This window comes from Bifidobacterium sp. ESL0764 (assembly GCF_029395515.1).
GTDB lineage: Bacteria > Actinomycetota > Actinomycetes > Actinomycetales > Bifidobacteriaceae > Bifidobacterium.
In genome coordinates this window covers 1,786,687-1,805,609 of the sequence record NZ_CP113919.1, presented here as the reverse complement: position 1 = coordinate 1,805,609, position 18,923 = coordinate 1,786,687, and the positions used below count along the sequence as shown (strand labels likewise).

14 protein-coding genes, 4 tRNA genes and 1 pseudogene are annotated in these 18,923 nt (G+C 57.7%); 16 read left to right on the top strand and 3 right to left on the bottom strand.

The genetic code is table 11. The annotated features are described in order from the left end of the window. The first annotated feature begins 106 nt into the window (after window positions 1-106). The 10 genes from OZX71_RS07000 (at window position 107) to OZX71_RS06955 (ending at window position 9,314) form a co-directional block, all read left to right on the top strand. Window positions 107-1,189, top strand: a complete 1,083-nt coding sequence (locus OZX71_RS07000; protein WP_277159801.1) for a histidinol-phosphate transaminase — start codon at window positions 107-109, stop codon at window positions 1,187-1,189. 310 nt (window positions 1,190-1,499) lie between these two features. Then, a tRNA-Tyr gene (locus tag OZX71_RS06995) sits at window positions 1,500-1,581 on the top strand. Window position 1,582: 1 nt separating this feature from the next. Then, window positions 1,583-1,654, top strand: a tRNA-Thr gene (locus OZX71_RS06990). Window positions 1,655-1,658: 4 nt separating this feature from the next. Further along, a tRNA-Met gene (locus OZX71_RS06985) sits at window positions 1,659-1,732 on the top strand. 49 nt (window positions 1,733-1,781) lie between these two features. Beyond that, the gene (gene rpmG, locus OZX71_RS06980; protein ID WP_277143788.1) at window positions 1,782-1,952 is read left to right on the top strand and encodes a 50S ribosomal protein L33; all 171 of its coding nucleotides are present in this window, start codon (window positions 1,782-1,784) and stop codon (window positions 1,950-1,952) included. A 98-nt stretch (window positions 1,953-2,050) separates the two neighbouring features. Continuing rightward, complete coding sequence (locus OZX71_RS06975) at window positions 2,051-3,271, top strand: UDP-N-acetylmuramate dehydrogenase (RefSeq protein ID WP_277159800.1); 1,221 nt, start codon at window positions 2,051-2,053, stop codon at window positions 3,269-3,271. A gap of 113 nt (window positions 3,272-3,384) precedes the next feature. After that, window positions 3,385-4,923 (top strand): amino acid permease, encoded by a 1,539-nt coding sequence (locus OZX71_RS06970; protein ID WP_277159799.1) that lies wholly within the window; start codon window positions 3,385-3,387, stop codon window positions 4,921-4,923. A 93-nt stretch (window positions 4,924-5,016) separates the two neighbouring features. Further along, window positions 5,017-6,576, top strand: a complete 1,560-nt coding sequence (locus OZX71_RS06965) for an amino acid permease (RefSeq protein ID WP_277146266.1) — start codon at window positions 5,017-5,019, stop codon at window positions 6,574-6,576. A 258-nt stretch (window positions 6,577-6,834) separates the two neighbouring features. Further along, complete coding sequence (fdxA, locus tag OZX71_RS06960) at window positions 6,835-7,158, top strand: ferredoxin (RefSeq protein WP_277146267.1); 324 nt, start codon at window positions 6,835-6,837, stop codon at window positions 7,156-7,158. A 755-nt stretch (window positions 7,159-7,913) separates the two neighbouring features. Beyond that, window positions 7,914-9,314 (top strand): aminotransferase class I/II-fold pyridoxal phosphate-dependent enzyme, encoded by a 1,401-nt coding sequence (locus OZX71_RS06955; protein ID WP_277159798.1) that lies wholly within the window; start codon window positions 7,914-7,916, stop codon window positions 9,312-9,314. 171 nt (window positions 9,315-9,485) lie between these two features. Here OZX71_RS06955 and OZX71_RS06950 read toward each other — a convergent pair whose 3' ends face one another. Next, complete coding sequence (locus tag OZX71_RS06950; RefSeq protein WP_277159797.1) at window positions 9,486-10,469, bottom strand: hypothetical protein; 984 nt, start codon at window positions 10,467-10,469, stop codon at window positions 9,486-9,488. A gap of 327 nt (window positions 10,470-10,796) precedes the next feature. Between OZX71_RS06950 and OZX71_RS06945 the strand changes: the two genes are divergently transcribed. Further along, window positions 10,797-11,777 carry a type II CAAX endopeptidase family protein gene (locus OZX71_RS06945; RefSeq protein WP_277159796.1) on the top strand — a complete coding sequence of 327 codons (981 nt, stop codon included), beginning with the start codon at window positions 10,797-10,799 and terminating at the stop codon, window positions 11,775-11,777. Between the two features lie 607 nt (window positions 11,778-12,384). On the opposite strand, the pseudogene dinB reads toward OZX71_RS06945, so the two are convergent. Beyond that, window positions 12,385-13,551: pseudogene (dinB, locus tag OZX71_RS06940) on the bottom strand (DNA polymerase IV); the annotation flags it as partial. Window positions 13,552-14,057: 506 nt separating this feature from the next. On the opposite strand from dinB, the gene OZX71_RS06935 reads away from it, so the two are divergent. The 3 genes from OZX71_RS06935 to OZX71_RS06925 all read left to right on the top strand — a co-directional run bounded on the left by OZX71_RS06935 (window position 14,058) and on the right by OZX71_RS06925 (window position 15,718). Continuing rightward, window positions 14,058-14,951, top strand: coding sequence for an EamA family transporter (locus tag OZX71_RS06935; protein WP_348519537.1), 894 nt, complete (start codon window positions 14,058-14,060; stop codon window positions 14,949-14,951). Between the two features lie 181 nt (window positions 14,952-15,132). Further along, window positions 15,133-15,219, top strand: a tRNA-Ser gene (locus tag OZX71_RS06930). Between the two features lie 304 nt (window positions 15,220-15,523). Then, a complete protein-coding gene (locus OZX71_RS06925) occupies window positions 15,524-15,718 on the top strand; it encodes a helix-turn-helix domain-containing protein (RefSeq protein WP_277159793.1) in 195 nt (64 codons plus the stop codon). A gap of 75 nt (window positions 15,719-15,793) precedes the next feature. Here OZX71_RS06925 and OZX71_RS06920 read toward each other — a convergent pair whose 3' ends face one another. Then, window positions 15,794-16,600: a GNAT family N-acetyltransferase gene (locus tag OZX71_RS06920; protein ID WP_277159792.1), complete on the bottom strand. Its 807-nt coding sequence runs from the start codon at window positions 16,598-16,600 to the stop codon at window positions 15,794-15,796. Between the two features lie 357 nt (window positions 16,601-16,957). Between OZX71_RS06920 and OZX71_RS06915 the strand changes: the two genes are divergently transcribed. Further along, complete coding sequence (locus tag OZX71_RS06915) at window positions 16,958-17,602, top strand: YigZ family protein (protein ID WP_277159791.1); 645 nt, start codon at window positions 16,958-16,960, stop codon at window positions 17,600-17,602. Between the two features lie 344 nt (window positions 17,603-17,946). After that, window positions 17,947-18,624: an AbrB family transcriptional regulator gene (locus tag OZX71_RS06910; protein ID WP_277160681.1), complete on the top strand. Its 678-nt coding sequence runs from the start codon at window positions 17,947-17,949 to the stop codon at window positions 18,622-18,624. Window positions 18,625-18,923: the final 299 nt, after the last annotated feature.

Here is an 18,923-nt window from a genome sequence, read left to right as displayed (position 1 = left end):
CTAAGAATGCGTTCCAGCCTCCAAACGGCTGGGGCGCATTTTGTATATCGTCTTAAAACCAGACGTACAATGTGCAATATCTTACGCCGCGGCTTACAATGCCGTTATGACTTTCAAACATCGTGCCATCGTTGATACCATTCCCGCATACAAGCAAGGCAAACCGGCCCCCGCGCTCGCGGGCCAGCGTTCCTTCAAGATTTCCAGCAACGAGAATCCTTACCCGCCGCTGCCCTGCGTCCAGAAGGCCATCGAAGACCAGGCGCTCGACCGTATCAACCGTTATCCGGACATGTCCGGCTGGCAGGTCGTCAGCAGGCTCGCCAAGGATTACGAGGTCGATCCTGCCGAAATCGTGCTCGGCTGCGGTTCCACCGAAGTCATCACCCAGCTGGTCGACCTGCTCGCGGGCCCCGGCGATGAGGTGATCTATCCGTGGCGCAGCTTCGAGGCGTATCCCATCATCGTCGCTGGCGCGGGAGCCACGAGCGTGCAGATTGCCAACCGCCCGGACGGCGGGCACGACATCGACGCCATGATCGCCGCGATCAATAGCAGGACCCGCCTGATCATCGTCAACAACCCGAACAACCCGACCTCGACGTCGGTCTCCAACGCCGACGCGCGCCGTCTGATGAAGGCGGTCCCCAGCGACGTCATTGTGCTCTTCGACGAAGCCTATATCCACTTCAATACGGCCGCCGACACCAGCGTGGCCATGGACCTTTATCGCGAATACCCGAATATCGTCGTGGCGCACACCTTCTCCAAGGCCTACGGTCTGGCCGGCTTGCGTATCGGCTACGGCATCGCCAGGGCCGACGTGGCTGCCGGCATGCGCAAGATGTCGATTCCCTTCGGCGTTACGCAGACTGCCCAGGTCGCGGCCGTCGCTTCCCTTGATGCCAAGGATGAACTGATGAAGCGCGTGCAGGCGCTGATCGGCGAACGCGGCCGCATCGTTAAGGCGCTACGCGCTCAGGGCTGGGACTTCCCGGAGCCGTATGCGAACTTCTTCTGGCTGCCGTTGGGGGAGCAGACCGCCGAAGCCGAGTCCCGCTTCAAGGCTGCGGGCCTGTCCACGCGTGTTTTCGACGGCGAGGGCATCCGCATTTCCATCGGCGAGACCGAGGCCAATGACAAGGTCATCGAAGTCTGCCAGTCGCTGAAGGACGACGGTATCGCCTGAACGTGATGGATGGCTGGCTGCGCCGTTGCATTGGAGACGCAACTGTTGGTTTCAGCGTCACGTCTGCAAGGTTTGGTGAGGTTTGGTTGCGTTGGTGACGCAGACGCCGGTTCTGGCGTCACGTATGCAAGATGCCGTTGGATTGGTGACGCTAAAAAAGACCGTTTTCGCCGGAAATGCAACGTTTTTTCGGTGCGATGGCGTTGTTTTCGACACACTAGGCGTGTCGCGGGCTTGCATAGGTCTCCGGTTCATGGCATTATAGTCAAGTTGCCTGCTTCAAGGCTTTCAAAGTTACGAAGCAAGTAATGGCGGATTTCCCAAGCGGTCAAAGGGAGCTGACTGTAAATCAGCCGCTGATAGCTTCAGTGGTTCGAATCCACTATCCGCCACGCCTCGATAGCTCAGTGGTAGAGCACTTCCTTGGTAAGGAAGAGGTCGTGAGTCCGATTCTCACCCGAGGCTCTCTGGCGGGATAGCTCAGCTGGCTAGAGCGTACGACTCATAATCGTAAGGTCAAGAGTTCGAGTCTCTTTCCCGCTACAAACTACCGACAGAAGTCGGTAAGAAACAACACGCAGAAGGTGAACCAATGGCAAGCAAAAGCGCCGCAGTCCGTCCGGGCATCACGCTGGCATGCACGGTGTGCAAGGAGCGTAACTACATTACGACCAAGAACCGTCGCAATACTCCCGATCGTCTCGAGCTGAAGAAGTTCTGCCCTCGTTGCGGCAAGGAAACTGTGCATCGCGAGACTCGTTGAGTTTTAGCGGTTTTGAAGCCTGACTTCGGTCGGGCTTTTTTCATATTCGAGGACAAAAATACCGGCGGTAGACACGAGAAAAAATGGATGACCACGTCATGATTACGCAGAAGGATTCGCGACAGACAGCAGCAACAATGTCACCAGCACCGACGCTGGCGCAACTGACCACCATCGGCGTGGGCGGAGCAGTCGATCGGTTCGTCGAACCCGAAAGCGAAGAGGCGTTCATCGCCGCTGTGCGCGATGCCGATGCAGCAGGGTTGCCGCTCCTGGTCATCGGCGGCGGCTCGAACCTGCTGGTTGCGGACGCACCGTTCCATGGCGTCGTGGTGCGCGATGCGCGACGCGGGATTTCGGTAGTGGACGATCAAGCCGAAGCCGATGGAGGCTCCGTCGTGATCACGGCGCAGGCCGGGGCGAGCTGGGATGATTTTGTTGCTTTCTGCGTCGCTTCGGGCTTTTCCGGAGTGGAAGGCCTGTCGGGCGTGCCGGGAACCGTCGGGGCTTCGGTGGTGCAGAATATCGGCGCGTATGGCCAGGAAGTCGCCTCGGTAGTGACTTCGGTTCGAGTTTTCGACCGTAAGAACGGCAGCGTTTGCCGGCTTGAACGTGAAGACATGCGTTTCGGCTACCGTAATTCCGCCTTGAAATCCAGTATGTATAGCGCTCCGGCGACCCCTGCCGGCAACTATTTCCCGACACCTCGCTACGTGGTGCTTTCCGTGACGTTCGCGCTGCGGCGAAGCGAGAGCGACGAAGTGGCATTCGGTCAGCTGGCCAAGGCGCTCGGCGTCGAGGTGGGGGAGCGAAAGCCCATTGCTGCGATTCGTGCGGCCGTGCTGAGCGTCCGTGCTGCCAAAGGCATGTTGGAGGATCCGAGCAGATACGCCTTGCCCTCGATGCGCGGTTGCAGGGATGAGCACAACGTGGCTGCGGCCACGCTTCAAGACCAGCCTGATTTCAATCGTCACAGCTGCGGCAGCTTCTTCATGAACCCGATACTTGAACCAGCGCAGGCGGTTCATCTACCCGCCGATGCTCCGCGCTTTGATGCGATTCTGCCTGATGGACAACCCGGCGTCAAAACCTCCGCCGCATGGCTGATCGACCATGCCGGTTTCCACAAGGGATTCAAGGTGAGCCCCGACGCCAAGGCCGGCCTTTCGACGCTGCACACGCTGGCGCTGACCAATCGGGGAGGGGCCGGCGCGAAGGATATCGCCGAGCTCGCGCGCACGATTCGGGATGGTGTCGAGGCGGCGTATGGCATCCGTCTGGTGCCGGAACCTGTCGTGGTGGGCATGGATCTGCGGTGAGTGCGTCGCCAATAAAATGTTCACGATACGGATGGAATGACCATATCGTGATTTCTTGCTCTTATGCTTTCCGTTGATGCTATTGCACCGCTGCGTGCAAGAGGGGGAAGAGAATGAATCTGTTCAGAACAAAATCCGTGGAGCAGACGCTTGCCGAAACCGCCACCGGCGACCGCAAGCTGGTCCGCAACTTGGGTGCTTGGGATCTTGCCGTCATGGGCGTGGCCGTCGCCGTCGGCGCGGGCATCTTCTCCGTGGGCGCGCAGGCCATCGCCTATCACGCTGGCCCGGCCGCCATCATCAGCTTCCTGATCGCCGGCATCATCTGCGCTGCGGCGGTGATGTGCTACGCGGAGTTCGCTTCGATGATCCCCGCGGCCGGTTCCGCCTATACCTTCACCTACACCACGGTCGGTGAGCTGATGGCTTGGGTCATCGGCTGGGATCTCATCCTCGAAATGTTGATGGCAAGCTCGGTCATCGCGAAGTACTGGAGTGTCTACCTCAACGATTTCCTGCATCTGATGGGCGTCAATTCCAGCACTGAACTTCATTTCGGCGGATTCACGTTTGATTGGGCGCCGCTGATCGTCGTCGCGTTCTTCACGGTCTTGCTGGTACTGGGCACGAAGATCGGCGCGCGTGTGGACGGCGCGTTCACGATTCTGAAGATTGGCATTGTCGTCTTCGTGGTGGTCGTGGGCTTCTTCTATGTGAAGGCCTCCAACTACACGCCGTTCATCCCGCCGTCCCAGCCCGCAAGTTCGGTTCCCGGCGCGGCCTCGCAGGGCATCATGACCCAGCCGCTCTTCCAGTGGGTCATCGGCCAGCAGCCGACCATCTACGGCGTCTCCGGCATCATTTCAGGCGCGGCTCTCGTCTTCTTCGCCTTCATCGGCTTCGACGCGGTCGCCACCGTCAGTGAGGAGACCAAGAACCCGGCCCGCAACGTCCCGCTCGGCCTGGGGATCGGCATGCTGCTGGTCATCGTCATGTATGTGCTCGTTTCGATTGTGACGGCCGGTATGGTCTCCTACAAGGACTTGGCAAAGGCCAAGGACCCGTCGCTGGCCACCGGCTTCGAGCTGGTCGGTGCGACCTGGGCCGCCAAGATCATCTCGTTTGCCATCGTGCTGGGCCTGACCACCGTGGTCATGGTCATGCTGCTCTCCCTGACCCGCGTGGTCTTCGCGATGAGCCGTGACGGCCTGTTGCCGCGCAGCTTCTCCAAGGTCGGCAAGCACGGCACGCCCGCCAAGCTGCAGGTCGTCGCCAGCGTCGTCGTGGCTCTTGTGGCCGCCTGCTCCGATATCGGCGTGCTCTCCGACATGATCAACATCGGCACGCTTTCGGCCTTCACCCTGGTCGCCATCTCCGTGCCGATCATGCGCAAGAAGCGCCCCGACCTGCACCGCTCGTTCAAGATTCCCGGCAACCCATGGCTGCCCATCCTGATCGCCATCGCCAACCTCTGGCTGATGGTGAACCTGTCGGTCTTGACCTGGATTCGTTTCGTGGTCTGGCTTCTGGTCGGTTTCTGCATCTATTTCGGCTATTCGTACCGTCATTCGCGCTTGGGCACCGGCGAGCTGGACGCCGACGTCAAGAAGATCATGGACGAAAAAGCGGCTGCCAAGGACCGTGCAAAGTAACACCGTGGTGATGACCCTCGTTTATCCTGTTGAGGGTAGACGGAGCGATTCGTCGATCGGGTCAAAGATCGGCTAAAAAGGAGACATACCGAAATGGAGCTGTTCAGGACGAAGTCGGTGGAACAGGCGCTCGCGGAGACCGCCACCGGTGATCGTAAGCTGGTCCGCAGCCTTGGCGCTTGGGATCTGGCGATTATGGGGGTGGCGGTCGCCGTCGGTGCCGGTATCTTCTCCATCGGTGCGCAGGCATCTGCCTATCACGCGGGTCCGGCCGCGATTCTGAGCTTCCTGATTGCCGGCGTGATCTGTGGGGCCGCAGTGATGTGCTACGCGGAGTTCGCCTCGATGATTCCTGCAGCGGGTTCGGCCTATACGTTCACCTATACGACGGTCGGTGAGATTGTCGCGTGGATCATCGGCTGGGATCTCATCCTCGAGATGCTGTTTGCCGGCTCTGTGGTCGCCAAATATTGGAGCGTCTATCTCAACGATTTTCTGCGTCTTATGGGTTTCCACACCAGTACGGAGCTGCATTTCGGCGGTTTTACGTTTGATTGGGCGCCGCTGATCGTCATCACGTTCTTTACGGTGTTGCTGGTACTCGGCACCAAGATCGGCGCGCGCGTGGATGGCGCGTTCACGATTCTGAAGATCGGCATCGTCGTTTTCGTGGTGGTCGTCGGTTTCTTCTATGTCAAGGCATCGAATTTCACCCCGTTTATCCCGCCGAGCGAACCTGCCAGCAAAGTGCTCGGGCCCTCGTCGGGCGGGGTGATGACCCAGCCGCTTTTCCAGTGGCTCACCCGCCAGCAGCCCACTGTCTACGGTATTTCCGGCATCGTTTCCGGTGCGGCATTGGTGTTCTTCTCCTTCCTCGGTTTTGACGTGGTGGCCACCGCGAGCGAGGAGGCCAAGGACCCGAAGCGCAACGTGCCTCTGGGCATCGGCATGGGTATGGTGATGGTCGTCATCATGTACATGCTCGTCGCCATCGTCACCACCGGCATGGTCTCCTACAAGGATTTGGCGAAGGCCAAGGATCCGTCGCTGGCCACCGGCTTCGAGCTGGCGGGCGCGACCTGGGCGGCCAAGATCATCTCCTTCGCCATCGTCATCGGGCTTACGACGGTGGTCATGGTGTTGCTGCTCGGCCTGACCCGCGTCATCTTCGCGATGAGCCGTGACGGTCTGCTGCCGCGCGGGCTTTCCAAGGTCGGCAAGCACGGTACTCCGGCCAGACTGCAGATCGCCGTCGGCGTGCTCTTCGCCATCGTCGCTTCTTCTTTCGATGTCTCCATTTTGGCGGATATGGTCAATATCGGCACGCTTTCGGCGTTCACGCTGGTCGCGATTTCCATCCCGATCATGCGCAAGAAGCGCCCCGACCTGCCGCGCGCCTTCAAAATCCCCGGTAATCCCTGGGTGCCGATCTTGATCGCCGTGGCCAACCTGTGGCTGATGATCAATCTGTCGGTGTTGACGTGGCTTCGTTTCCTGGTCTGGCTGCTGATCGGCTTCTGCATCTATTTCGGCTACTCTTATCGTCATTCGCTGCTGGGCCGTGGCAAGCTCGACGAAGCCGTGAAAGAGGCCGAGGAGGCCAAGACCGAGGCAGGCATCGTCGAGACGGATACCGAGACCCGCCGCGCCTAGCGGACCGTATTTTTCGGTGTCGTGAGATGTTGGGGCAGGTCTGGCCTGAATCCGTCGCTTGCCGTACCTGCGTTGCCGATGTGTTCTGGGGGTGCAGCATTGCATTGAAGTGGAATGGCCCTGGCTATTGTTGCCGGTAATGGTCTTGGTATATTTCTGTGGCAGCGATGAGCAGAAAGTTTGGTCTTCGCGTAGGGCTGTGCCGTCGTTGCGTCCACGTAATCTTAAGAAAGTTTAGGTTGTAAGGAGGCCTCCTCGATGGCTTATGTGATTGCTCAGCCCTGCATCGATGTCAAGGACAAGGCGTGTGTGGATGAATGCCCGGTGGACTGCATCTACGAGGGCGACCGTACGCTCTACATCAATCCCAACGAATGCGTGGACTGCGGCGCCTGCGAGCCCGTGTGCCCGACCGAGGCCATCTTCTACGAGGACGACGTGCCCGAAGAGTGGTCGTGGTACAAGGACGCGGCCGTCACCTACTTCAACGATCTTGGTGATTTGGGCGGCGCGCAGGCGGCCGGCCCGTCGGGCAAGGACGAAGCACGTATTGCCGCGCTTCCCCCGCAGAACCAGGACTGATTTTTTCTTTTCAGACCGTCGAACTTCGCTTTTTGCTATGGAGTTCGACGGTTTTAGTGTACCTATATTGACAGCTCCGCATCTTTTCTGTACTCCGGTCTACTGAGCCCTGTTCTCGCCTAGAGGTTTAACGATTGGTGATTCGGATATGGTTCTGGCTGATTCCAGCGTGCATTTCTAGAAGATCTGAGTGCTGTTCATCCAATATGGGGGAATTCTGATTTCCTGTTTTCCGATTCCAAAAATGTGTTAAGACCGCTTCTGGAAACGTTTCGTTTTGAGTTATAGGCCAAAAAGTTGGTTTAGCGTCGATATTTTGGGTCTATAACCCCAAACCACGGATGTTGGTATGCTGCCATTCTGATTGCCGGTAAAGTGGGATAGCTCTTTTTAAGTGGTCTCACGAGTGTTCTGTGTACCGTTTCGTCTGTCCCGACCTGTTCCTCATAGCCCAGGAACCGGCCCGATGGCACTCCGACTTTTCGGAAACGGGGAAAGAGCGGCATGAAACGTTACTCCCACAAGGTTAAACTACGGTCATAACCAACTCTTTTTGGCCTATAACCCTTCGTTTTTATTTTTATGTAGTTTCGTTGTTGTGTCGGTCATGATACTCAATCAGTCGTTTGTCAGCTGTTGAAAGATGCAGAAGTATTGGTTTTCCATGTGATATTTTGCATGTCGTTTGGCGTCGCTGCCGGTATTATCGCAAGTAGACTTTTCTTACGAATACAGCGACGCGAAAGGCGACGGCAATGGGTTTTTACAGGTTTGATTCTCCCTACGACTGGAATCGTGTCACGCCGTACAAGAAGATTGCGGCGCAGGCCGGCGGCGGCATGATCGATTTCTCCGTCGGCTCTCCTGTCGACCCCGTGCCAGCGAGCGTGCAGCAGGCGCTCGCCGATGGTGCTGATGCGCCCAACGCCCACGGTTATCCGACCGTTGCGGGGACTGAGACCTTGCGCAAGTCTGTTTCGGAGTGGTTCCGGGCGAACCGCGGTGTCGATTTCGCGGCGATCGACGCTGATTTCGTGCCCACCGTCGGCTCCAAGGAAGCCGTCGCGCTCATGGCCTCGCTGCTGCATTTCGGGCCAGGCGACGTCATCGTGCAGCCCGCCGTTTCCTATCCGACCTACGATATCGGCACCCAGCTGGCCGGTGCCAAGACCTACAAAGCCGCCGACATCGCCGATGTGGACTCGTGGTGTTCCATCCCCGGCGTCAAGGCCGTCTGGGTCAACTCGCCTTGCAACCCCACGGGCGAGGTGCTATCGGCCGAGGAATTGCACGGTATCGTCAAGGCCGCCCGCGAGATCGGCGCCGTGGTGCTTTCCGACGAATGCTATGGCCTGCTCACTTGGGCGGGCGATGAGAATGGTGGCGACGATTCTCGGACGATCGGTACCCAGAACATTGGCCAGCCCAACGGCCATGCGGATGCGGGCAAGGGAAACACCGCTGCTGTGGCCTCTGCCGGAATCCAGCCAGTTGCGGATATGGCTGTTGCGGCGGAACCGGCTGATTCGCGAACGGCTTGTGATACATGCCGGAGGAGCCAAGACCGTGCCACTGCCGTGCCCCAATCGTCTGATACGCAGGTGCCATCTGATGCAAGTGGGCGGGTTGGAACCGTGGCATCGGCAGAGCCCGCGCCTGCGCCCTGCATGCTGCAGCCGGATGTCTGCGACGGCAGTGCAAGGGGCATCCTCGTGCTCTACTCGCTGAGCAAGCAGTCCAACATGGCCGGCTACCGTACCGCGCTCATCGCCGGCGACCCCGAGCTTGTCCGTCCGATGACCGTCTACCGCAAGCAGATCGGCGAGATCATCCCTGGCCCGATCCAGGCTGCGATGGCTGCCGCGCTGCACGATACTGATGCGGTCCGCGCCCAGCATGCCCGCTATTCCAAGCGCCTGCGCCAGCTGGTCGGCGGACTGCGTGCCGCGGGCTACGACGCGCGCATGCCCCAGGGCGCGCTCTACGTCTGGACGCGCGCGAGGTCCGGCGACTGCTGGCAGGACATGGACGATTTGGCGCGTCTGGGCATCATCGCCAGCCCCGGCGAGTTCTACGGCGACCCAACGCACCTGCGCTTCTCCGCCACCGCCCCCGACGCCGCCATCGTCGAAGCAGTAGCTCGCCTGAGCCGCTGAGCGACTATCTTCGAAGCCGGTTCGCTCGTTCCTGTCGGTCGGTCTGTTCCTAAGTTGCGATGAAAATCAGCGTTTTGCCTTCCGAATCTTGATTTTCATCGCATGTTCGATTGAACATGCGAGCATAATCAGCGTTTACGCTTTGATTTGTTGATTTTCATCGCAACTTCATTATTGGTGGCCGGATAATCGCATACGTGATATTCCTGCTGTGGTCAGTTTCTTTACCAATGGGACGCGCTGCAAAGCTTCTTTAAAATCGATTCTGACAATTTGCCGGATAGGAGTTTTGGCGAGCAAGAGGTTCTCCCTCTCCTTCTCCGCATGAACGACTTGGCGAATGGTGTGTTGGCCTGTCATCGTCGGGTTCGTGTATTTGTCTATGCCGTCGAATTCAATCGCCACCAATCCATTGCCTGGCGGGTGATATAGCATGTCCACTCGGTATGTTCGTATTTTGCCGTCGGTACCGGGGATTCGAAACTCGTGTTGAAGTTGAGGTTTGCCGAATCCTTCTTCGATCATGATGCCTCGGCATAGTGATTCTCCTCCATTCTCGCTTAAGGAATCGGCGTATCGGAGTAATCGTGTGACTTTGCTACTTGCCTGATGCGATCGCTCACCGATACGTCGTATGTCATCGGCGTCGACCAGATGCTTTCTCAGTGCCGAATCAAACATCGGCAATACCTCATGGAATTGATATCGTGCAGCACAGTCGCAAAGTGCTTCTGACACAGAAGTTATGGATAGATTGGATTTCCGGGATTGTAAAAGATCTTGCTTATGGATGTACTGGATACCTTTTGGTGAAAACGCACCAGAGGATTTATCGGTGGCAACGAAAACTTTGTCGTCGTCGTGCAGCCAGTAAGGATGTTCCACTTCGCACGCGCTGATGACGCTTATGCCGGCAAAGATCCACTCCGGATGCCAGTTGTGCAGCCCTCTGATTGTCCAAAGATAGCGTTCATTGGGATCAAGGCTTTGCCAAATGACAGTTCTGGCATAAAGGCCGTGCCGCACTCGGGTCACTTCGCCGGATTTGGCCAGTTTGCTGAGCGTCTGCTGTTCACAGTGGTTCGTCGTGTGAAGGCAGCGGCGTTGTGACTCTGCTTTGCTTAGGCTGGTCTGCAGTCGTGGATTGATTTTCATACTGTTACGATACGATGTCTTATAGGGGTGATGTCAACTGTATCGAGGTCATGTGGTCGGATGATAGCCTCTTTCGCCATTGCCCGAGCGTTTTGTGGACAAAGTATGGCATATGCTTGCTGAATGTGCCTAACCCTGTGGATAAAGGGTTTGGATTTTTTTATCACGGCAAGAGGCTGCGAACCTGCGATGAAAATCAGCATTATGGTTCAGGAATCTTGATTTTGCTCGCATGTTCAGTTGAACTTGCGATGAAAATCAGGGAAAGACCTATAAAATCTTGATTTTCATCGTACCGGCTTCAACGTGTCTACTATTCTGTTGAATATGCACAAGTACTATGGGCTGCGTAATGTCGATTTGTTGACTGACGATCATCCAGAGCGGCTGCATGCCGCAGACAACGCATCCGTCGGGCCCCGCAGGATGAATCCGTTGCTGCGGGGCATCGTGTTCCTCGCCATATTTTTCGTGGCCATGGTGGTTATCGCCATGGTGCTGATGGGATCATATGCCGCCGTCACTGGTGCCGGCATAGGCGCATTGTCGCAGCAGGACGTGCATTCACCGGTGACGTTGCTGGAGATGCTGAGCGAGATGATCGCGGCTATCGTGGGGTATGTGATCGTTGTCCGTTTCATGGAGCGTCGTCGCCATCCGCTTGAGTTGCGCGCTTCACGTTGGCCCGGCCTGTTTGTTGGGTTTGCCATCGGTCTCGCGGCAATCGGTATATGCATTGCCGTCCTTCTCATCACTGGCAATTACCGCGTGATCGGCTTCAATACCCACTACAATCCGTGGATTGACATTCTGGCTATGGGTGTGTGCGCCGGCGTCGCAGAAGAGATCGTCATGCGCGGCATGTTGCTGCGTCTGGTTGAGGAATGGCTTGGCTCGTGGGGAGCTGTAGTCGTCTCCGCTCTGGTGTTCGGGCTGCTGCATGTGACCAATCAGGACGGCACGGTGTGGGGCGGCGTCGCCATCGCCATTGAAGACGGTATACTGGCCGCGGCGCTCTACTTCGTCACGCGTTCGCTCTGGGTGTGCATCGGCGAGCACATCATGTGGAATATCGCTGAAGGGCCGATTTTCGGTTCGATCGTCTCCGGCAACGGCAAACAGGATTCGTGGCTGGTACCACAATGGTCCGGCTCGGGCATCATGACCGGCGGCAAGTTCGGCCTCGAAGCCAGCATCGTCCCGGTGGTTCTCATGGGCGTCGCGGGAATCGCGCTACTGGTCTATGCCCGGCGCAAGGGACTGTTGGTGAGGTCATCCTGGACGCGTAGGCAGATGGTCGCGTGCTGAAGATGCGATGAAAATCAGCGTTTTGCTCCTCAAATCTTGATTTTCATCGCAGGTTCGATTGAGCATGCGAGCATAATCAGCGTTTACGCTTTGATTCGTTGATTTTCATCGCATCCTCAGGCGAACTGGGCTAGTGGCTGGGGTCTGGGCACAGTACAAGGGCAAGCTGCGCGGGCCTGCATTACAGCTCGGGTTTGCTGCTGTTGGCGATCTGCTTGGCCTTCCATTCGCCATGTTCGAGACCGAGGCTGGCCGCGCCGGTTCCATAGCGCTCGCGGACGGCGTCGAGTACGGTTTCGGCGCTGCGGATGCGTTCGTTGCGATTGTCTCGGTTTATAGCTGGTTTTTGAGCATGATGCGTGTCTTTCTTGTCGCAAAGATCGGCGCTTGGCGTATCTGAAGGATTATCGAACGCATGACGCATATTGTCGGTTTTCATGGATTCACCGGTATGGTTGTCACACTGGTTGTCCCGCTGATTATCACGCTGTGAGGTGGGCTCGGCGTGTGCGTTTTCATTCGCGCCATTGGTGTTGCCGTGTGCCGACGTGATACGGTCGTGGCCGTTGCCGTCTTCGCTGCCAGGTTCGACTCCGTCTGCCCGATTGTCATCTAGTATGTCATCGAAGCTCAGCTGCACCGGGGTGGTGTCTTTGGCGCTCAACGAGCTGGCGCTCACCCCGGCCAGGCGGATTTCGCGGGGTAGGGGAGTATCGTCGGGTGCGTCGGCCGGCATCTTGAGCATGGCTTTGAGCAGTGCCACGGCCTCGGGGTACATGGTGGCGGCGGTGTCGATGGGCCGTTCGAGCGTATGCGCTTTGGTCGAGTAACTCATGTCGGCGAACCGCAGTTTCACGGTCACCGTCCGCGCGACAAGCCCTTTGGAACGCAATGCGTGCGTCACTTCGTTGCTGCAATGGTGCAGCAGTTCCCGCACCTTTGAGGCGTCGCGCGTGTCCTGTTCAAACGTGATTTCCGCACCGATGGATTTTTCCGGCGCGTGCGTGACGATGGGCCGCTCGTCCTGCCCGCGGGCGGCAAGATAGAGGTTGTGTGCAGTGATCTTCGACCGTGTCGCCTGGAGCATTGCCGTTTCGTCCATTTTGGCAAGGTCGGCGACGGTTTTGACTCCCCATTCGTTGAGCCGTTTCTCCAGCGACGGCCCGATGCCGGGAATGCCGCGCAAAGGCATCATCTGCACGAACTCGGCGTGCCGTGCCTTCGGAATCAGCAGCATCCCGTCCGGTTTGGCGTTGGTCGAGGCCATTTTCGCGACCAGTTTGTTGGCCGCGATACCCACTGAACATGTAATATGGAATCGCGCCGCGACCTGCGCCCGGATCCACGCTCCGATGATGCTGGGCGACTTCCAGCGCAGCAGCGCGCTTGAAACGTCCATATAGCCTTCGTCCACCGAGACCTGTTCGATCTGGTCGGTGACCTGCCGGAAGACTTCGTCGAAGATGCGTTTCGACATCATGCGGTAATACGTCATATCGACGCGCACGTACGCACCGCCCGGGCAAAGTTGCTTTGCCCGTACCATCGGCATCGCCGAATTCACCCCGTATTTGCGCGCCTCGTAATTTGCCGCTGAGACCACGCTTCGCGGCCCTGGCCATCCGATGATTACTGGACGCCCGCGCAGTTCCGGATGTCGCGCGATTTCCAGCGAGGCGTAAAAGGCGTCCATGTCGATATGCAGCACCGTGCAGCCACTCTCGTCGTGGCCCCAGTCGCGTTTCGCGGCGGCGTTCCTTGGTGCTGTACTCATGTCTCCATTCTAATTGCGGACGGTCACGGTTCTCTCCGGCCGTGAAATTCGGCGTGTGGCGAATGAAATCGCATTGTCTTTGATCTGGAGAGTCGCAGGATTGCGGAGAATCGGCATTGTCGTCGCTCGGTTTGTCGTTGATAGGTGTTGCTGTTGGTTGGTATCGCCGTTGAGCTTAAGGGATGTCGGCATTGCGTCAATAAAACTGGCGCCGATTGAGTGTGCTTTCGTGATTTTCAGCTCAAAGTCCGGAAGAGCGTCGTGTGCTTCGCAAGAATATCCACGCACTGTTGATCGCTCGTATTCGCCGTCGTTTCAACCTGCAAAAACTCCCTTCAACTATTGGGCAACGAGGTGTAGTTTAGATAATTATGCCTTCGTCTTCATCGTCTCCCCGCAACCGGCTCGAACAACCATCAGATCAACAATCGCGTTCGCCACGCGCCAAGGCACCGGCCTCCCGTCTGGACGCCGTGTTCAACCGCATTCCGGTGGTGCTCATCATCATGGGCGAGGGCCTGATGATCTATCTGGCGACATCGGTCGCGAAGCTGGCGTTCACCCAGCTCGACCCGCTGCTCGCGGCTTGGTACCGCGTGGGTTTCGTGGCGATTCTGATGCTGGCCTGGCGTCGTCCGTTCGCTAAGGCGAAACGTGCCGGCCTGCCGCATGGTTCCCGCGACTGGTGGATCGTCGCGCTCGCGGGCATTTCCGTGATGCTGATGAACACCCTGTTTTACCTCGGCATGAGCAACATGGACATGGGCATCGCCGTCTCCATCGAGTTCGTCGGCCCGCTCGGCGTCGCCGTCATCACCGGCCACAGCTGGCGCGAGCGTGTCGGCATCGTACTCGCGGCGTGCGGTGTGGTGCTGCTGGCCGGCGTCTCGTTCTCGAATCCCGCCAAATACCCGCATTTTCTGATTGGTCTCATCGCCATCCTTATCGACGGTGCGATGTGGGGCTGCTATATCGTCTTCGGCCGCATGGTGGCCCGGCGCGCGAATCCGCTCGATTCCCTGAGCGTCAGTATGCTGATCGGCTGGCTGGTGCAGTCGGTTTTCCTTGCGGTTCCGGCTCTCAAAGGCGTCGCCAGCCCCAAGCCGAGCGCGACTTGGGCCCGCGGGCAATTCGGAGCGTTGAAACTGCTTGGCGTGATGCTGGTGGTTTCGGTTTTCGCCTCGTTCCTGCCCTATATCATCGACCAGATCATCATGCGTCGCGTCAGTTCCGCCCGCTATTCCGTCATCCAGGCCATCAATCCCGTCATGGCGCTGCTGGTCGGCCTGATTATCGGCGAAATCCCGACGTGGGGCGATCTCGCCGGGGTCGCGTTGGTCATTGTCGCTGTCGTCATCACATTCTCCGGCCATCGCAGCCCTGACCCGGAAACGATGTAGAAAGCAGGAATGCGCCACCGTATCCGTTTCGGCCATGCTGCCGATGGTGTTTGTTGTTCTCTCGAGCTGAAGGCCGTGTTGCATACAAGCGACGAAGACACGGGTGGGATTCCGAGTGGCGTGCGTCGCCGGATGCTGTTATAGTAATGAAACGTTGCGCTCGCGAATGCGTACGCAGCTCGGAGCTGTGCCTGAGTGGCCGATAGGGGCACCCTGCTAAGGTGTTAACTGCGCAAGCGGTTCGAGAGTTCGAATCTCTCCGGCTCCGCTTTAGAGGTATAAATAAAGACTGATCGGGAGTAGGCTTGAGTCTACTCCCGACTTGCGTTTCGGGGTATCTGGCAACGTTGCCGATTTCACTGCAAATCAAGTCAAATCGTCTCTTCCAAAAATAACGAAGGATTGAACTCAAAACGAACCTGTAGGTTAGGGGTATCAACCGAAATATTGGGTTATAGGTCGAAATATTTCGGCCATGGTTCTTATCTACAGGTTCACCGACCGATTATTACGAAAGCGATGCGATGGTGATGAGGCAATCAAGAAAAACAATCCCGTTGGACAATCCCGGTATGCCGGATTTTGCGGATTTGCCACAATTGCTCACCTTGAAAGAAGCTTGCGAAGTACTGAGATGCTCGCGTTCGAGTGTGTACCGTCTTATCAATGGCGGTGAAATTCTTGCGTTTCGTCCTTCAAAGCGGAAAGTGCTGATTTCGGCGAATTCGATCAAATGTCTGTTTGCCCATCCGTTCAATAAATGGTGAGTGACAGGCAAGTAATTGAGATAGGACTGGCGGGACTGACTTTGGTCGCCGGCAGTATGGTTTGTCGGATTTATGTTAACCGCGTTCCCATTCTTCTTTGGTGATCACCCGCAAAATCGCATCGTAGTGCCGGTCGATAAGTGGGAAGTAATCGTTGTCCTTGCGGCATACCGCGCGCATGCCGCAGTGCTCCATCACCTTACCGGAAGCGGGGTTTTCGGCGTAGTGTCCGCCCCAGACGGCGTTGCAGCCGAGGTCGACGAACGCGTGTCGGAGCATCGCCCGTAGTGCTTCGGTCATCAGACCTTGCCCCCAGAACGGACGACCGACCCAGTAGCCAAGCACCCGGTCGCCGTCGTAATGGGCCAGCGCGCGTTCCAGCGGTGCCGGGTCGACGCCTTCGAACAGGGCATGCGCGTCGATGGCTTCGCGCACGAATTCGCCGGCATGGTCGCCCGGCTCGGCCTTCTTGAGCTCGATGGCACCGATCGGGCTGTCGTCGCCAGGCTTGGCATCCGCAGCTTTGTCGATAACCTGATCGGTCGTGATATCGGTATCTAGATTGCCGTGGCGATTGCGATGTTCTTCGTTGTCGGCATCACTTGTCGAGCGCTTTCCGGCTTTGTCGGCAATGCCGTTGTCGGTTTGTTGCGCGCCGTCTGCTGTGCCATTCCCGTCGCCCCGCAATGTGATGGCATAGTTCTCGTCGCCGGTGAAGACGTTGTCGAGAGTATTCATGCTCTCGGCGACGCTGCGATGCGGCATCCACCCGCAGCGAATCCCGATTTCCGGGTCGGAGGCATAGCGGAACAGCGATTCGGCCTCGTGTTTCTTGCCGTGTTTCCAAGGCCGCAGAATGAGTCGTTCGGTAGTGATTTGCATAACACCAATATAATGTCGGTCGCCGCAATGATTGCCGTTGTGTTCAATGTGTGGTCGAGCTGTATGGGGAGCGCAGGAACGTCCTTGTCCCTTGCTCCTTAACCGGCAGTCTAGCAGAGAAAAAGACGTCGCCAGATTCAAATTCCGAGGTTTGACATTCCGTAGTAGAAATTTTCACAATTTAGCACTTTCTCCTAGTGTGTGCTAAATCACACAAATGGCGGAAGCCTGCCGTTTTCGTCGTTATAAAGTCATGCAATCGTCGTAATCGCGATATTGAGCCTGTAGCCGAAAGTAGAATTGAAAACCGATACGGTTGTCACGGAGTCGTTTTCACAAAAACTGGAGGGTGCGTCAATGGGTAGTGAACGCAACGATGTCATCGATGGGTTTTCCACGATCGTCAATCCCGCAGCCGCTCCCGCGCACGATTCATTCATCGAGAAGAAGTCCGAATTCATCGGCGATGCCTGCCATATCAAGACCCTGGACGAGGCGCTCGCGTTCGTGCAAACCGTGCGTGACCAGAACCCGAAAGCCCGTCATGTCGCCTTCGCGGCGATTTTCGGGGCGGCGCAAGGGTCCGCCAAAGAGCGGATGAGCGATGACGGGGAGCCGAGCGGCACTGCGGGCAAACCGATACTTGACGTGATCCGCATGGGCAGGCTCACCGATTGCGTCGTCACCGTCACCCGCTATTTCGGCGGCATCCTTCTGGGTTCCGGCGGTCTGATCCGCGCCTATTCCACGGCCGCGTCGATGGCGGTGAAAGCGGCGGATATCGAACGGATCGTGCCGATGCAGCGTTATCGCATCATCTTGGAATACCCGTGGTTGGGCCGTTTCGAACAGCTGCTTGAGCAAGTCGGCGGCAAGGAAGAGTCCAGGGAATTCACCGACCGCATCACCATGCGGCTTGCGGTTCCGTCGGCAAATGCGGAGGATTTCGAGACACGCGTCCGCGAGGCGTTCAACGCGCAGGCGAGGTTGTTGCGTCTATAACGTCGATATTTCATACCGTGTCCGGATTTGCGATTTTGTGCGTCTGCTGTTGACTCTCCGGTTCGCGTTAAGCTGGAACCATGAGCGAAACGCAACAGGACGAAACGAACGAAAACCAAGATGCCATGCCCGCCGGCGAGGTTGGAATGGACGCTGCTAAGGCAGATGCTTCTGATTTCGCTTCTTCGAGTGCGGAAGTTGGCGTTGCGTGTGATGCTTCAGATGGTTCTGAGATTTCGGAAACCGCTGAGAAGTCCGACGCTGCTGAAAGTGCGGATACCGCTGAGACTTCCAATACCGCTGAATCTTCTAAAACCACGGATGCGAACGATGACTCTGTCGTCGTGAACGACGATTCCGACAACGATGGCGATGGTGATTCATCAGCCGCCTCAGCCGTTGATTCCGCCAGCGACCCAGCCGCTGCAGACACCGACTTCGAGCCATTGACCGACACCTACGAGGAGCTTCGACATACCGAGGATTCCGCCGAGCTGAGCGCCGCCGCCCGCAAACCGTTGCCCGACAGGTCCGACCAGGCCGCTTTCTCGCGTGCCACGGCATTGTTGGAGGCGGTGGCCGGCAACCAGCACACCCCGTTGGAAGACCGCGTTTTCCTGGCCGAAACCATGCCGTTCCCGAACATTCTGGTCAAGCTTTCCGAGGACGGCAACGACGAGGTGCGCAAGGCCGTCGCCGCCAATGCCGACGACAAGAACTGGCTGGTCGGCAGGCTTACCAAAGACAAGGTGGGAGAGGTGCGCGAGGCCGCGCTGCGCAACCCGCAGACCTCATGGAAGATGCGTCTTGAGGGTGCCGAGAATCCCGAGACCACAGCCGATACGCTTGACTTCCTAGCCAAGTTGGGCGTCGAATCCGAGCAGAAGGCCCCGGCGGTTCTTTCGGCGATGGTCCGTCGCGCCGTTGCACTCAATCCGAACTGCGGGCAGGCCACACTGGGCCGGCTCGCGCAAGACGCTTCGAGAGACGTCGCCCACGCCGCTGCAAGTCGTCTTGGCTGAAGAAGATGTATTGCCTAGTGTCTTCAACTTGTGCCATAAACCGGTCATTGGCGCCTCTTGACGTATGTCTTGGGTGCAAATAAACAACGTTGGGTGGCATGAGCGGCCGATTTGTGGCACTCAGCGTATGCAAAGGCGGTGTCGTGTTGCGATTAGTCGGGGGAGTAGGTACAATGGTGAGTTGTTGTGTTTCCCTAGAGGGGTCCTTCAAAGCGCTTTCCCACTCGCACTAGGACTTTCAGGGAGCCCACGGATAAAGCGGTCGGAAAGGCATCATCGTCAAGGTTTTGCCGATTTGG

Bases quoted from the DNA above. Each gene is read 5' to 3' on its own strand.
- OZX71_RS07000 (WP_277159801.1), top strand. From the start codon at position 107: ATGACTTTCAAACATCGTGCCATCGTTGATACCATTCCCGCATACAAG.
- rpmG (WP_277143788.1), top strand. From the start codon at position 1,782: ATGGCAAGCAAAAGCGCCGCAGTCCGTCCGGGCATCACGCTGGCATGC.
- OZX71_RS06975 (WP_277159800.1), top strand. From the start codon at position 2,051: ATGATTACGCAGAAGGATTCGCGACAGACAGCAGCAACAATGTCACCA.
- OZX71_RS06970 (WP_277159799.1), top strand. From the start codon at position 3,385: ATGAATCTGTTCAGAACAAAATCCGTGGAGCAGACGCTTGCCGAAACC.
- OZX71_RS06965 (WP_277146266.1), top strand. From the start codon at position 5,017: ATGGAGCTGTTCAGGACGAAGTCGGTGGAACAGGCGCTCGCGGAGACC.
- fdxA (WP_277146267.1), top strand. From the start codon at position 6,835: ATGGCTTATGTGATTGCTCAGCCCTGCATCGATGTCAAGGACAAGGCG.
- OZX71_RS06955 (WP_277159798.1), top strand. From the start codon at position 7,914: ATGGGTTTTTACAGGTTTGATTCTCCCTACGACTGGAATCGTGTCACG.
- OZX71_RS06950 (WP_277159797.1), bottom strand. From the start codon at position 10,469: ATGAAAATCAATCCACGACTGCAGACCAGCCTAAGCAAAGCAGAGTCA.
- OZX71_RS06945 (WP_277159796.1), top strand. From the start codon at position 10,797: ATGCACAAGTACTATGGGCTGCGTAATGTCGATTTGTTGACTGACGAT.
- OZX71_RS06935 (WP_348519537.1), top strand. From the start codon at position 14,058: ATGGGCGAGGGCCTGATGATCTATCTGGCGACATCGGTCGCGAAGCTG.
- OZX71_RS06925 (WP_277159793.1), top strand. From the start codon at position 15,524: ATGCCGGATTTTGCGGATTTGCCACAATTGCTCACCTTGAAAGAAGCT.
- OZX71_RS06920 (WP_277159792.1), bottom strand. From the start codon at position 16,600: ATGCAAATCACTACCGAACGACTCATTCTGCGGCCTTGGAAACACGGC.
- OZX71_RS06915 (WP_277159791.1), top strand. From the start codon at position 16,958: ATGGGTAGTGAACGCAACGATGTCATCGATGGGTTTTCCACGATCGTC.